General features: G+C 69.3%; 12 protein-coding genes and 1 riboswitch. Of the genes, 7 read left to right on the plus strand and 5 right to left on the minus strand.

Annotated elements, in window-relative coordinates; genetic code table 11:
• The first annotated feature begins 140 nt into the window (after positions 1-140).
• The 5 genes from ACFWVP_RS31965 to ACFWVP_RS31985 all read left to right on the plus strand — a co-directional run bounded on the left by ACFWVP_RS31965 (position 141) and on the right by ACFWVP_RS31985 (position 6,078).
• Positions 141-1,442 (plus strand): ABC transporter substrate-binding protein, encoded by a 1,302-nt coding sequence (locus ACFWVP_RS31965; protein ID WP_384501476.1) that lies wholly within the window; start codon positions 141-143, stop codon positions 1,440-1,442.
• Positions 1,443-1,594: 152 nt separating this feature from the next.
• A complete protein-coding gene (locus ACFWVP_RS31970; RefSeq protein WP_384501477.1) occupies positions 1,595-2,566 on the plus strand; it encodes a carbohydrate ABC transporter permease in 972 nt (323 codons plus the stop codon).
• On the plus strand, positions 2,563-3,468 hold the full coding sequence (locus ACFWVP_RS31975; protein ID WP_384501478.1) for a carbohydrate ABC transporter permease: 906 nt from the start codon (positions 2,563-2,565) through the stop codon (positions 3,466-3,468). The genes ACFWVP_RS31970 and ACFWVP_RS31975 overlap by 4 nt, the downstream gene beginning before the upstream one ends.
• A gap of 45 nt (positions 3,469-3,513) precedes the next feature.
• Entirely contained in the window at positions 3,514-4,917 is a 1,404-nt protein-coding gene (locus tag ACFWVP_RS31980) for a GH1 family beta-glucosidase (protein WP_384501479.1), read from the plus strand.
• 615 nt (positions 4,918-5,532) lie between these two features.
• The gene (locus ACFWVP_RS31985) at positions 5,533-6,078 is read left to right on the plus strand and encodes an AAA family ATPase (RefSeq protein ID WP_384501480.1); all 546 of its coding nucleotides are present in this window, start codon (positions 5,533-5,535) and stop codon (positions 6,076-6,078) included.
• Between the two features lie 542 nt (positions 6,079-6,620).
• Here the strand turns inward: ACFWVP_RS31985 and ACFWVP_RS31990 are convergent.
• The 5 genes from ACFWVP_RS31990 to thrC all read right to left on the minus strand — a co-directional run bounded on the left by ACFWVP_RS31990 (position 6,621) and on the right by thrC (position 11,542).
• Positions 6,621-7,130 (minus strand): DinB family protein, encoded by a 510-nt coding sequence (locus ACFWVP_RS31990; RefSeq protein WP_384501481.1) that lies wholly within the window; start codon positions 7,128-7,130, stop codon positions 6,621-6,623.
• A 164-nt stretch (positions 7,131-7,294) separates the two neighbouring features.
• Positions 7,295-8,917 (minus strand): chaperonin GroEL, encoded by a 1,623-nt coding sequence (groL, locus tag ACFWVP_RS31995; RefSeq protein WP_384501482.1) that lies wholly within the window; start codon positions 8,915-8,917, stop codon positions 7,295-7,297.
• 310 nt (positions 8,918-9,227) lie between these two features.
• Positions 9,228-9,434, minus strand: coding sequence for a cold-shock protein (locus ACFWVP_RS32000; RefSeq protein ID WP_003967346.1), 207 nt, complete (start codon positions 9,432-9,434; stop codon positions 9,228-9,230).
• Between the two features lie 505 nt (positions 9,435-9,939).
• The gene (locus ACFWVP_RS32005) at positions 9,940-10,215 is read right to left on the minus strand and encodes a MoaD/ThiS family protein (RefSeq protein WP_384501483.1); all 276 of its coding nucleotides are present in this window, start codon (positions 10,213-10,215) and stop codon (positions 9,940-9,942) included.
• 28 nt (positions 10,216-10,243) lie between these two features.
• Complete coding sequence (gene thrC / locus ACFWVP_RS32010) at positions 10,244-11,542, minus strand: threonine synthase (protein WP_384501484.1); 1,299 nt, start codon at positions 11,540-11,542, stop codon at positions 10,244-10,246.
• Between the two features lie 18 nt (positions 11,543-11,560).
• Positions 11,561-11,688: riboswitch (SAM riboswitch) on the minus strand.
• A 153-nt stretch (positions 11,689-11,841) separates the two neighbouring features.
• Here thrC and ACFWVP_RS32015 point away from each other — a divergent pair.
• Together ACFWVP_RS32015 and ACFWVP_RS32020 are read left to right on the plus strand one after the other, a co-directional pair.
• A complete protein-coding gene (locus ACFWVP_RS32015) occupies positions 11,842-12,792 on the plus strand; it encodes a glucosyl-3-phosphoglycerate synthase (protein WP_384501508.1) in 951 nt (316 codons plus the stop codon).
• A 56-nt stretch (positions 12,793-12,848) separates the two neighbouring features.
• Entirely contained in the window at positions 12,849-14,225 is a 1,377-nt protein-coding gene (locus tag ACFWVP_RS32020) for a trehalose-6-phosphate synthase (protein WP_384501485.1), read from the plus strand.
• Positions 14,226-14,324 lie beyond the last annotated feature (99 nt).

The following is a 14,324-nucleotide window of genomic DNA, read 5'->3' on the forward strand; positions in this document are numbered from 1 at the left end:
ACAGACGGTAGTTGGAAGCAACGCAAAGCCGTTATGTGTTCGAGTCTTGACGGGGGGAGTGGGCTGCGGGACGCTCCAGACGCACGTTTTGAGAGCGCTCTCAGGCGCTCGGTTCATCCCGAAGCCAAGGGAGGCTTCCCATGCCCATCGCCCGAGCCGCCAAGAGAGCCACCGTCCGCCTCGGCGCGGTCGTCCTCGCCGGAACGCTCCTCGCCGCCTGTGGGTCAGGCACCTCGGACTCCTCCGACAGCGCGAACGGGGACGTCACGCTGACCGTCGACCTCTTCGGGTCGTTCGGCTACAAGGAGGCCGGGCTGTACGCGGAGTACGAGAAGCTGAACCCCGGCGTCACCATCAAGCAGACCGACACCGAGGACGAGGCCGACTACTGGAAGTCGCTCCAGACCCGGCTGGCCGGCGGCGGCGGGCTCGCCGATGTGCAGGGCGTCGAGGTGGGCCGGATCACGTCGGTGACCCAGCAGCAGGCCGACAAGTTCCAGGACCTGAAGGAATTCGGCGCCGACAAGCTCAAGGACCAGTTCACCGAAGCCAAGTGGTCGGCGGCGACCACGAAGGACGGCAAGGTCCTCGGCCTCGGCACCGACGTAGGCCCCGAGGCGATGTGCTACCGCACCGACCTCTTCGAACAGGCCGGCCTGCCCACCGACCGCCAGGAGCTCGCCCAGAAGTGGTCCACCTGGGACGGCTACCTGGAGCTCGGCAAGCAGTACAAGAAGAAGGCCCCCGCCAAGAGCGCCTGGCTGGACAGCATCGGCAGCCTCTACGGGATCATGATCGGCCAGGAGAAGGAGCGGTACTACGACGCCTCCGGCGAGCTGATCTACGAGAACAACCCGGCGGTCAAGCATGCCTGGGACACCTCGGTCGAGGCGGCCGAGGCCGGGCTGAGCGCCAAGCTCGACCAGTGGTCGCCACAGTGGAACCAGGCCTTCGCCGCCGGTTCCTTCGCCACCATCCCCTGCCCCGCCTGGATGCTCGGCTACGTCAAGGGCCAGGCCGGTGACGCGGGCAAGGGCAAGTGGGACATCGCCAAGCTGCCCGGCGGCGCGGGCAACTGGGGCGGCTCGTACCTCTCGGTCCCGCGTGCGGCCGAGCACAAGAAGGAGGCGTACGAGCTGATCAAGTGGCTCACCGCCCCCGAGCAGCAGGCCAAGCTCTTCCAGAAGCAGGGCAACTTCCCGTCCTCGACGGGCGCCATCGCGAAGGTCGCCGACGCCAAGGACCCCTACTTCTCCGACGCGCCGATCGGCCAGATCTTCGGTGACGCGGCCAAGGAGTCCCCGGTCCAGGTGCTCGGTGTGCACGACCAGAACGTCGCCCAGCAGCTGACCAACGCGCTGAGCGAGGTGGAGCGCAAGGGCACGTCCTCGGAGAAGGCGTGGGAGACGGCGAAGAAGGGCGTGGCGAACGTGATCGGCTGACGCCCGGTCACCGCAGCTCCGGTCGGGCCCGGCCCGCCTCCGCACCACGGCGGGCCGGGCCCCGTACCCGGCGCCACATCACGGCAGGCCGGGCCCCGGACCCGTATCCCCTCCCCGACTCCCCCGCCCGTAACTCCCCGAAGGGCCGATCCGTGACCCTCACCGCCACCGCGAAGGCCGCGCCCAGGGCGCCCGGAACCGGGTCCGACGACGGTCGGGCCGACTCCCTCCGGCGCGCCTGGCAGAAGTTCTCGCCGTACGCCTACATCGCCCCGTTCTTCACCCTCTTCGCCGCCTTCGGGCTCTTCCCGCTGCTCTACACGGCGTTCGTCTCGCTCTACCGGGTCGAACTCCAGACGAGCGGCGACATGGAGTGGCGCGGCATCGCCAACTACACGGCGCTGTTCACCGACGAGTACTTCTGGACCTCGCTGCGCAACACGTTCACCATCGGCGTGCTGTCCACCGTCCCGCAGCTCGCGATGGCCCTGGGGCTGGCGCACCTGCTCAACTACAAGCTGCGCGGGCGCACCTTCATCCGTACGGCGATCCTGCTCCCGTACGCCACCTCGGTGGCCGCCGCGACCCTGGTCTTCGCCCAGCTGTTCGGCCGCGACTTCGGGCTGATCAACTACGCGCTGGGCCTCGTCGGGTTCGGCCCCGTCGACTGGCAGACCGGCACGGTCGCCTCGCAGATCGCCGTCTCCACGATCGTCGTCTGGCGCTGGACCGGCTACAACGCGCTGATCTACCTGGCGGGCATGCAGTCCATCCCGGGCGAGCTCTACGAGGCCGCCGAGATGGACGGGGCGTCCCGCTGGCGCCAGTTCGTCCACGTCACGCTGCCCGGTCTGCGGCCCACGATCGTCTTCACGGTGATCGTGTCGACGATCGGCGCCACCCAGCTCTTCGGGGAACCCCTGCTCTTCGAGGGATCCATCTCCGGCGGCATCTCGCACCAGTACCAGACCCTCGGCCTGTACATGTACGAGCAGGGCTGGGGCTTCTTCCACCTGGGCCGGGCCGCCGCCATCGCCTGGGTGATGTTCGTCCTGATCGTGGTGCTCGTCGGGGCCAACGCCCTCGTCGTGCGCCGCCGTGCCCGTAAGGAGGCCGGCCGATGACCACGCTCGCCACGGAGCCGACCGCGCCGAAGACCGTACCGCCCACGACCCCGCCCGCCCGGCGCGCGAGGCCGCGGGGCGCACGGGGCATGCACGGCGGCTGGCTCTCCTACCTGATCCTCGGCTTCGCGCTGCTGATCTCGGCGTTCCCCTTCTACTGGACGATCGTCGCGGCCAGCCGCTCCAACGCGGACCTCGCGAAGGTACCGCCCTCCCTGCTGCCCGGGCCGAACCTCATCAAGAACTTCGAGGCGGTGCTGGAGGAGGCCGCGATCGGCAAGGCGCTGCTGAACTCGTTCATCGTGTCCGGCTCCATCACCGTCGGCACCGTGCTGTGCTGCACCCTGGCCGGATTCGCCTTCGCCAAGCTGCGCTTCAAGGGCCGTGGCGCGCTGCTCACCCTGACCATCGGCACGATGATGATCCCGCCGCAGCTCGGCGTCATCCCGCTGTTCATGCTGATCGCGGAACTCCAGTGGGTGAACCAGCTCCAGGCCGTGATCCTGCCCGGACTGGTGTCGGCCTTCGGGGTGTTCTTCATGCGGCAGTACCTGGTGCAGTCGCTGCCCGACGAACTGATCGAGGCGGCCCGTGTCGACGGCGCGTCCACCGCACGGATCTTCTGGTCCATCGTCATCCCGGTCGCCCGGCCCGGCATGGCGGTCCTCGGCATGCTCACCTTCATGACCGCGTGGAACGACTTCTTCTGGCCGATCATCGCGCTGTCCTCGCAGGAGCCGACCGTGCAGGTCGCACTGCGGCAGCTCGGCGGCGGCTATGTCCACGACCAGTCGGTGATCATGGCCGGCACCCTGCTCGGCACCCTCCCCGTGCTGCTGGTCTTCGGCTTCCTCGGCCGGCAGATCGTCGGCGGGATCATGCAGGGAGCCGTCAAGGGCTGAGTCCTCCCCCACCACCCCCATCTCACCTCCTGGAGTGCCAGTCTCATGACCGCTGTCGATGCCCGCCCCAACACCGTGGCGGGGCTGCGGTTCCCCACCGGATTCCGCTGGGGGACGGCCACCGCCGCCTATCAGATCGAGGGAGCGGCCACCGAGGGCGGCCGCTCCGAGTCCATCTGGGACACCTTCAGCAGAACCCCCGGCAAGGTCCGCAACGGCGACACCGGTGACATCGCCGCCGACCACCTGCACCGGATGCCCGAGGACGTGGCGCTGATGAAGGAGCTCGGCGTCACCGACTACCGCTTCTCGGTGTCCTGGCCCCGGGTCCAGCCGACCGGCCGGGGCCCCGCCGTCGAGCACGGCCTCGACTTCTACCGGCGGCTCGTCGACGAACTGCTGGCCGCCGGCATCCGGCCCGTCGCGACGCTCTACCACTGGGACCTGCCGCAGGAGCTGGAGGACACGGGCGGCTGGCCCGAGCGCGACACCGCGCACCGGTTCGCCGACTACGCCGGGCTCGTGGCCCGCGCCCTGGGTGACCGGGTGGCGACCTGGACCACACTCAACGAGCCCTGGTGCGCGGCCTTCCTCGGCTACGGCAACGGGGTCCACGCCCCCGGACGTACGAGCGACCTCGCCGCCCTGCGCGCGGCCCACCACCTCAACCTGGCGCACGGCAGTGCGACCGGGGTCCTGCGGAGCCTGCTGCCGTCCTCCGCCGAGGTCTCGCTGACCCTGAACCTGCACGCCCTGCGCCCCCTGGCCGACACCCCGGCCGACCACGACGCCGTCCGCCGGATCGACGCCGTCGCCAACCGGATCTTCCTCGACCCCGTCTTCCACGGGCGGCTGCCGCAGGACCTGGTGGAGGACACGGCGACGGTGACCGACTGGTCGTTCGTCCAGGACGGCGACCTGGAGATCATCTCCGCGCCCCTGGACTCCCTCGGCATCAACTACTACTCCCCCAGCGTCGTCTCCGCCGGGTCGTCGGAGTCCCCGTCCCCGTGGGCGGGCGCCGAGAAGCACGTGGCGTTCACCGCCGCGGACGGCCCCCGCACGGCGATGGACTGGCCGGTGGACGCGGACGGCCTGTACGAACTCCTCACCCGGCTCCGCGAGGACCTCCCCGGCCTGCCGCTGATGGTCACCGAGAACGGCGCCGCGTACGACGACTACGCCGACCCGTCGGGCCAGGTCCACGACCCGGAACGGGTGGCCTACCTGGACGCCCACCTGTCGGCCGTCCACCGCGCGATCGGGGACGGCGTGGACGTCCGCGGGTACTTCCTGTGGTCGCTCCTGGACAACTTCGAGTGGGCGTACGGCTACAGCAAACGGTTCGGCATCGTGCACGTCGACTTCGCGTCGCAGCGCCGCACCCCGAAGGACAGCGCCCGTTGGTACGCGGACGTCATCGCCCGGGGCGGCCTCGACCGCCCCTGACCACCGGGGGCCCACGCCCGTTTCCGGGCGTACCGCTCTGGCTCCGATTCGGTTCGGGTGGCCATCGCGGCGTAGCGCCAACCCCTCACACAGCACGAGGCCCCCGGCGGCTTGGGCGAATTCCGGGGGCCTCTCGCGTGCCCGGAGGGACTTGGGGAGGCCGGGGCGGGGTCTCGTGCGCTCCGTAGTACCGCCGGAGCCCGGGGCGACCTATACGGGGGGCTGGGACTGCGATCCCTGCCGCTCTGCTGCTTCCCGCCGGGCCGCTCCACGGCGGGCCGCCTCCCGCTGGGTTGCCTCCCGCTCACGTGCCTCTCGTCGGGCTCGCTTCAGTTCCTGCCAGTGCACGCAGCCACGCTCCCGGAACCAGCGCAACACCAGCACGGCCTGCCGGAACGGCGCGAGCGCCCGCGAGCCGCGGAGTGCCGATGAGGCGGCGGTGCGCGGCCAGTAGGCGGGCGAGGTAGTCCACGACCTGGCGGGGGACATCGAGCGTGGCAACATAGGTGACCAACGTGAAGCCTCTTGGTCACGAACATGATCTTGTGGTGAGACCTGCCCTACCAAGGGCTTCACGGCAGTTCCGACTCAGGTGCACCACGACGGGGGCCGACAGTGCAGGAGCTCAGTTCCGCAGTCGTGCTCGTCACCGGAGTCATGGCGTCAGGGAAGTCCACCGTCGCCCAGCTGCTGGCCGAGCGGCTCCCACGCTCCGTGCACCTGCGCGGCGACAGCTTCCGGCGGATGATTGTGTCCGGTCGCGAGGAGTTCACGCCCCAGCCGACCGTCGAGGGAAGGGCTCAGCTGCGACTGCGCTACCAGGCATCCGCCGCGGTCGCAGACCTGTACGCGCAGGCGGGATGGACCGTCGTCGTCCAAGACGTCGTTCTCGGCGAGCACCTGGACGCCTACCTTGACGCCGTGACGGCGAGGCCCCTGTATCTGGTCGTCCTTGCCCCCCGCCCCGAAGCAGTCGCAGCGCGTGAGGCCGGCCGCCACAAGAACGGCTACGGAGGCCCCTGGACGGTCGACATTCTGGACGACGCACTACGCCGGGACACCCCGCTCCGCGGCCTCTGGCTGGACACGTCGAACCAGACACCCCACCAAACCGTGGATCAGATCCTCGCCGACCTCGCCACGGCTCGCATCGTCGGCTGAGAGAGCCCATCAGAAGGTCGCTGAGAAGACCTCAGTGGCTAGCCCATCTTCACGGCCCGGTGCGTAAGAGCCCTCACGCTGTATTCACGTGGGATGCTTTCTCCGGCTCCGACAGGGCTCCGTGAGGACCCAGAACATAGTTGTCACTGAGACCTGAGCGCGCGGCCGTATTCGGCCTGTGCGCACCACCCGGGATGGTTCCACAAGGCATGCACCGAGTGCAGGTGGTCGGACGTGCCCGAGCGGTTCGGCCTGTGGACGGGCATCCACAACCGGTACAGGACGTGTCGGAACTGCGGCGTCTGGGACGACGTCATGGCCGCCCTGCCGACGGACGGCCCCGGCTACCGCCCGGTGCCGGAACTCAACCTCGTGCCGCCGTTCCGGGTGGAGTGCCGCGTCGACCCGTGTGTCCTGACCGGAGCCGATATCCGGGAAGAAGCGGTGTCCCCGGAATCAGGTGTGCCCACGCCTCACCGCCGTCGAACAGCTGTGGCCCGCAGCCCCTTGTCAAGGGGTGCGGGCCACAGCGCGCGTGGTCCTCACGCCCCCACGGTCCCGTCGACCCCCTCGCGCAGGAGGTCCGCGTGCCCGTTGTGGCGGCTGTACTCCAGGAGCACGTGCATCATCGCCAGGCGCAGCGACACCTCCTTCTCCCAACGCGGCTGGCGGCCCAGCAGGTCCAGGGACTCGGCCTCCCGCTCGACGCGGCGCGAGTTCTCCACCTCGGCCTCCCAGGCGCCGAACGCCTCGACCCTGGTCGAGGCGCTCGCGTCGTAGGCGGCCTGGAAGTCGATCCGGTCGGACCAGACCATCGGCGCCGCGTTGTCCTCGAACACACGGCGGAACCAGGCCCGTTCCACCTCGGCCATGTGCCGCACCAGCGCGAGCAGCGACAGCGTGGACGGGGGCATCGACCGGCGCCGCAGCTCCTCGTCGTCCAGCCCCTCGCACTTCATGGCCAGGGTGGCCCGGTGGTAGTCGAGGAAGGCCCGCAGGGTCTCACGCTCGCTGCCCGAAACCGGCGGGCCTGTCCGGGAGTCCGTGGTCACAGGCGTGCGCTCCTTCGGGACGGGTAAGGGGAGGGACCAGTATCCGCCACCTCCGTGATCACGCGAACAGGAACGACGCCGGCCCCCGGGACGGATCCCGGGGGCCGGCGTCGTACAGGTACTGCGGATGCGGCTGACGCCGCGTGGAGCTGCTGATCCGAGGATCAGAAGTCCATGTCACCGCCCGGCATGCCGCCCGGAGCGGCCGCGGAGGCCTTCTCCGGCTTGTCGGCGATGACGGCCTCGGTGGTGAGGAAGAGCGCGGCGATGGACGCGGCGTTCTGCAGGGCGGAGCGCGTGACCTTCGCCGGGTCGATGATGCCCTCGGCGATCATGTCGACGTACTCGCCGGTCGCGGCGTTGAGGCCGTGACCGATCGGCAGGTTGCGCACCTTCTCGACGATGACGCCACCCTCGAGACCACCGTTGACGGCGATCTGCTTGAGCGGAGCCTCCAGCGCGAGCTTCACGGCGTTGGCGCCCGTGGCCTCGTCACCGGTCAGGTCGAGCTTCTCGAAGACGGCCGTGGCCTGGAGCAGAGCCACGCCACCACCGGCGACGATGCCCTCCTCGACGGCGGCCTTGGCGTTGCGCACCGCGTCCTCGATGCGGTGCTTGCGCTCCTTGAGCTCCACCTCGGTGGCGGCGCCGGCCTTGATGACGGCCACGCCGCCGGCCAGCTTCGCGAGGCGCTCCTGGAGCTTCTCGCGGTCGTAGTCCGAGTCGGAGTTCTCGATCTCGGCACGGATCTGCTTGACACGACCCTGGACCTGGTCGCTGTCGCCGCCACCGTCGACGATCGTCGTCTCGTCCTTGGTGATGACGACCTTGCGCGCGGTGCCGAGCAGGTCGACGCCGGCGTTCTCCAGCTTGAGACCGACCTCCTCGGAGATGACGGTGCCACCGGTGAGGATGGCGATGTCGCCGAGCATGGCCTTGCGGCGGTCACCGAAGCCCGGAGCCTTGACGGCGACGGACTTGAAGGTGCCACGGATCTTGTTGACGACCAGGGTCGACAGGGCCTCGCCCTCGACGTCCTCGGCGATGATCAGCAGGGGCTTGCCCGACTGCATGACCTTCTCCAGCAGCGGAAGGAGGTCCTTCACGTTGCTGACCTTGGAGTTGACGATGAGGATGTACGGGTCGTCGAAGGACGTCTCCATACGCTCCATGTCGGTCGCGAAGTACGCCGAGATGTAGCCCTTGTCGAAGCGCATACCCTCCGTGAGCTCGAGCTCCAGACCGAAGGTCTGGGACTCCTCGACGGTGATGACGCCTTCCTTGCCGACCTTGTCCATAGCCTCGGCGATCTTGGCGCCGATCTCGGTGTCAGCAGCGGAGATGGAGGCCGTCGAAGCGATCTGCTCCTTGGTCTCCACGTCCTTCGCCTGCTCCAGCAGAGCGGCGGAGACGGCCTCGACGGCCTTCTCGATGCCACGCTTCAGAGCCATCGGGTTGGCACCCGCGGCGACGTTGCGCAGGCCCTCGCGGACGAGCGCCTGGGCGAGAACGGTGGCGGTGGTCGTACCGTCGCCGGCGACGTCGTCCGTCTTCTTGGCGACCTCCTTGACCAGCTCCGCACCGATCTTCTCGTACGGGTCCTCGAGCTCGATCTCCTTGGCGATGGAAACACCATCGTTGGTGATCGTGGGCGCGCCCCACTTCTTCTCGAGGACGACGTTTCGGCCCTTGGGGCCGAGGGTGACCTTGACGGCGTCGGCGAGCTGGTTCATCCCGCGCTCGAGACCGCGCCGTGCCTCCTCGTCGAACGCGATGATCTTGGCCATGTGAAGTGGTCCTCCCGGACAGGGGTGGATTCTCCGGACCGAGAGGCGCCCGCGACGGACGGCCAGCGTGCTCTGTGGTTCCTTGCCCCACAGAGCCTGCGGGCCTCACCGGCCCGGTCCAAGTTCTGTCACTCTCACCTGGAGAGTGCTAACGCCAATGATTAGCACTCGACCCCTGCGAGTGCAAGCGTCCCCCTCCGTCCGCGGACAGCCGGGAGGGGGCGCGCGGACGCACGAAGGGCCCGTAACCCCTCATCGGGGGTACGGGCCCTGCGTGCGTGAGTAGTGTCGTTGGCCGACCGCGCCGAGCTCAGCCGACGGCGAGCTTGACCATGTCCGCCTGCGGCCCCTTCTGGCCCTGCGAGATCTCGAATTCAACTCGCTGACCCTCTTCGAGGGTGCGGTACCCGTCCATCTGGATCGCGCTGTAGTGGACGAAAACATCCGCACCACCGTCGACCGCGATGAAGCCGTACCCCTTCTCCGCGTTGAACCACTTGACGGTGCCCTGAGCCATGCCTAACTCCCCTATTACTGGCCCTTGCACGAGCACCGCACTTCGCGGGCCCGGGTCAAACTCACCCTCCGACCGGAGAGGGTGGCGTGCGTCGGAACGCGTCGACCGCGGCCGAATGTATCTGCCCAACTGCCCTCTGCAACAGGTCAATCGGACGAGAATTCTGGGCAGGGCTGAACGCCCGGATATGGAGAACTTGTGATAATCCTGGGCAATTCGGGCCGGACAAAGGCGGCTTATGCCACAAAGGGTTCACGTACTTTGGCTGCTTCTAGTCGCGACCGGGCGCATTCTCATATGCGGGCGGCACGGGCAGCTGAGGGGGCTTCCCCAACTGTACCGCGCTCAACCATGCAGAATTGCCCCCTCCGCTTCTCTCGCGGAGGGGGCAATGGTGTTCTCGCGGTGGTGCGGCCGGGCGGGAGCGTCAGCCCCAGGCGCCGCGCAGGACGGTCAGCGTCAGGGACCGTGTCCGACGGTCAGCCTCCGGCGCTGTGTCCGACGGTCAGCCTCCGGCGACGGCCGGAATGATCGAGACGCCGGCGCCGTCCGGGGTGGCCGTCGCCAGGCCGCCCTCGAAGCGCACGTCGTCGTCGTTGACGTACACGTTCACGAACCGGCGCAGCTTGCCCTGGTCGTCCAGGACGCGGGCGGCGATGCCCGGGTGGTCCTTCTCCAGGGACTCGATGACCTCGGAGAGGACCGTGCCCTCTGCCGGGACCTCGGCCTGACCGCCCGTGTAGGTGCGGAGGATGGTGGGGATGCGGACCTTGACGCTCATGTGGGTGCCTTCCTTCGGTCCCGGGTGGTCAGTTGGTGGCGGCGAGGCCGGCGGCGCGGAACGCCTCCAGGCTGGGCCGGATCGTGGCCGCCACACCGGTCGTCGGGGCGACGGCGTCCAGCGTCTTCAGCCCGTCACCGGTGTTCAGCACGACGGTCGTCAGCGTCGGGTCCAGCAGACCGGCCTCGATCAGCTTCTTCGTCACACCGACCGTCACACCGCCCGCGGTCTCCGCGAAGATGCCCTCGGTGCGCGCCAGCAGCTTGATCGCGTCGACGACCTGCTCGTCGTTCACGTCCTCCACGGCACCGCCGGTGCGCCGGGCGATGTCCAGGACGTACGGGCCGTCGGCCGGGTTCCCGATGGCCAGGGACTTGGCGATCGTGTTCGGCTTCTGCGGCCGGACGACGTCGTGGCCCGCCTTGAAGGCGGTGGAGACCGGGGAGCATCCCTCGGCCTGCGCACCGAAGATCTTGTACGGCTTGTCCTCGACCAGGCCGAGCTTGATCAGCTCCTGGAGGCCCTTGTCGATCTTCGTGAGCTGCGATCCGGACGCGATCGGGATGACGAGCTGGTCGGGCAGCTGCCAGCCGAGCTGCTCACAGATCTCGTACGCCAGGGTCTTGGAACCCTCGCCGTAGTACGGCCGCAGGTTGACGTTGACGAAGCCCCAGCCCTCGCCGAGCGGGTCGCCGATGAGCTCCGAGCAGAAGCGGTTGACGTCGTCGTAGTTGCCCTCGATGCCGACCAGTTCACCGCCGTACACCGCGGCCATGACGACCTTGCCCTGCTCCAGGTCGTGCGGGATGAACACGCAGGAGCGGAAGCCGGCGCGGGCCGCGGCGGCACCCACCGCACCGGCGAGGTTGCCGGTGGAGGAGCAGGAGAGGGTGGTGAATCCGAAGGCGCGGGCGGCCTCGACGGCGATCGCGACGACGCGGTCCTTGAAGGAGTGCGTCGGGTTGCCGGAGTCGTCCTTGACGTACAGGCCGCCGGTGACGCCCAGCTCACGGGCGAGGTTGTCGGCCTTGACCAGCTTCGTGAAGCCGGGGTTGATGTTGGGCTTGTCCGCGACATCGGAGGGAACCGGCAGCAGCGGCGCGTACCGCCAGATGTTGTCCGGGCCTTCGGCGATGCGCTTCTTCAGCTCTTCGGGGGAGCCGCTCGGCAGGTCGTACGCCACTTCGAGCGGCCCGAAACAGGACGCGCAGGCGAAAATGGGACCGAGCTCGAAACGCTCGCTGCATTCGCGGCAGGAAAGCGCGACGGCGGGACCGAGGTCCACGGTGGAAGAATTGTTGTTCGATGCAACTGTCTGCACGGCCATGATGGCGGAGGCCCTTTCTCCTCATCTTCCTCGCGACGTATTTCGCCACAAGACGGAATTGGCACCTTCCCCACCGTGACCTCGCGGTCGGCAGGAGGGTTGCCGGGACTTCAACGGGCCGTTCCCTCAGTCCCTCTGGATGAGCGCTATGGCACCGGACCATTGATCCGGGCGTTTATTCGCGGACCGACCCCGACATGCGAGGGCCATCCGCGTTGCTCAAGACTGTAACCGAAGCCCCGGGCGGTGGAGATAGTCGTCCGAACCGCGAGATGGATCACATACAGGGAGTATCGACCGTGCTGGAAGAGGTGGAACGCTGGCTGACCAGGCGTTCCTGGTCAGCCGCCGACCGCCCGCTCGAACGGCTCACGGCCGCCCGGGCGAGGGATCCGCACCGTGCGAGCGTGAGTGTCGTGCTGCCCGCGCTGAACGAGGAGGCGACGGTCGGCGCGATCGTCACGGAGATCAGGCGCGAGCTCATGGAGAAGGTCAGGCTCGTCGACGAACTGGTCGTGATCGACTCCGGTTCCACCGACGCCACCGCCGAGGCCGCCCGGCGGGCGGGCGCCCGCGTCGTGCACCGGGACGCGATACTCCCCTCGCTGCCCGCCGTCCCCGGCAAGGGCGAAGTGCTGTGGCGGTCACTGCTGGTGACCAGTGGGGAGATCGTCTGCTTCATCGACGCGGACCTGCGCGACTTCTCGGCGGACTTCGTGTCCGGGATCGTCGGCCCGCTGCTGACCGACCCCGAGGTCGAGTTCGTCAAGGCCATGTACGACCGCCCGTTGGGAGACACCGCAGGCCAGGGCGGCCGGGTCACCGAGCTCGTGGCGCGCCCGCTGCTCAATCTGCACTGGCCGCAGCTGGCCGGCTTCGTCCAGCCCCTCGGCGGCGAATACGCGGTGCGCCGCTCCCTGCTCGAACGGCTGCCCTTCCCCGTCGGTTACGGAGTGGAGCTGGGCCTGCTCGTCGACGCCCTGCACACGGTGGGCCTGGACGCACTGGCCCAGGTCGACGTCGGCGTACGCAAACACCGCCACCAGGACGGTCAGGCGCTCGGCAGGATGGCCGCCGCGATCTACCGCACGGCGCAGCTGCGGCTCTCCCGGGGGCATCTGGTGCGGCCCTCGATCACCCAGTTCGAGCGGGGCGCGAACGGCTTCGTACCGCGCACCCACGCGGTGGACACGGAGGAAAGGCCGCCCATGCGTGAGATCGCGGAGTACGCGTCCCGCCACGCGGCGTAGCAAGGCGGGACCTGCTTCACGTTTGGCGGCTTCCCGAACGGGCTAGGTTCGGGTACATGGTCTCCGAGCACGCTGCCCAGGTCCTCGTCGCGTCCAACCGCGGCCCGGTGTCGTACGCCCTGCGTGAGGACGGCACGCTCGACTCGAAACGCGGCGGGGGCGGACTCGTCTCCGGCCTCAGCGCCGTCGAGGACAAGCTGTGGGTGTGCGCCGCTCTCGGCGACGGCGACCGCGAGGCGGTCCGGCGGGGCGTCTGCGAGCCCGGTGTCCGGATGCTCGACATCGACGCCGGAGTCCACGCCGACGCGTACAACGGCATCGCGAACTCGGTGCTGTGGTTCGTCCACCACATGATCTACCAGACGCCGGTGGAGCCCGTCTTCGACGCGGAGTTCCGTCGGCAGTGGGCCTCCTTCGAGGCGTACAACCGGGCCTTCGCCGAGGCGCTCGCCGAGGAGGCGGGCGTCGGCGCGGCGGTTTTGGTGCAGGACTACCACCTCTCGCTGGTGCCCGGCATCCTCCGCGAGCTCCGGCCCGACCTGCGGATCGGACACTTCTCGCACACCCCGTGGGCGCCGGTGGACTACTTCCGGCTGCTGCCCGACGACATCGGCGAGCAGCTGCTGCGCGGCATCCTGGGCGCCGACCGGGCCGCGTTCCTGACCCGCAGGTGGGCGGATGCGTTCATCTCCTGCTGCACGGAGATCCTCGGCGGCACCGGCCGCACCCGGATCGGGGTGCACGGGCTGGGCGCCGACGCGGACTTCCTGCGCCGCCGCTCCCACGAGGCGGACGTGGACGAGCGGATGGGGACGCTGCGGGAGCAGGTGGGCGCCGGGCGGAAGACGATCGTGCGGGTGGACCGCACGGAACTGTCCAAGAACATCGTGCGCGGCCTGCACGCCTACCGGGCGCTGCTGGAGGAGCGCCCGGAGTGGCGCGAGCGGGTGGTGCACGTGGCGTTCGCCTACCCCTCCCGGCAGGACCTCGCGGTGTACCGCGCCTACACGGCGGAGGTCCAGCGGGTCGCCGACGGAATCAACGAGCAGTACGGCACCCCGGACTGGACCCCGGTCCTGCTGCACGTCGATGACGACTTCGCGCGCTCGCTGGCGGCCTACCGGCTCGCGGACGTGGCGCTGGTCAACCCGATCCGCGACGGCATGAACCTGGTGGCCAAGGAGGTTCCCGTCGTCTCCGACGAGGGCTGCGCGCTGGTCCTCTCCCGGGAGGCGGGGGCGTACGAGGAGCTGGGCGAGGACGCGATCGTGGTCAACCCGTACGACGTGTCGGCCACGGCTGTGGCCCTGCACGAGGCGCTGACGATGGACCGCGACGAGCGGGCCGCCCGGACGAAGCGCCTTGCCGCCGCGGCGACCTCACTGCCGCCGCAGCGGTGGTTCCTGGACCAGCTGGACGCGCTGCGGGGCTAGGGTCTCCCGTTCGGATCACGCCGGGCCCGCCGGGCCCGGCACCGCTCCCTGATCCCGCCCGGTCCGAACGGAGGACCCCAGGGCGCCGCCCTCGCGCCG

Source organism: Streptomyces sp. NPDC058637 (assembly GCF_042717325.1).
In the GTDB taxonomy this organism is placed as follows: Bacteria; Actinomycetota; Actinomycetes; order Streptomycetales; family Streptomycetaceae; genus Streptomyces.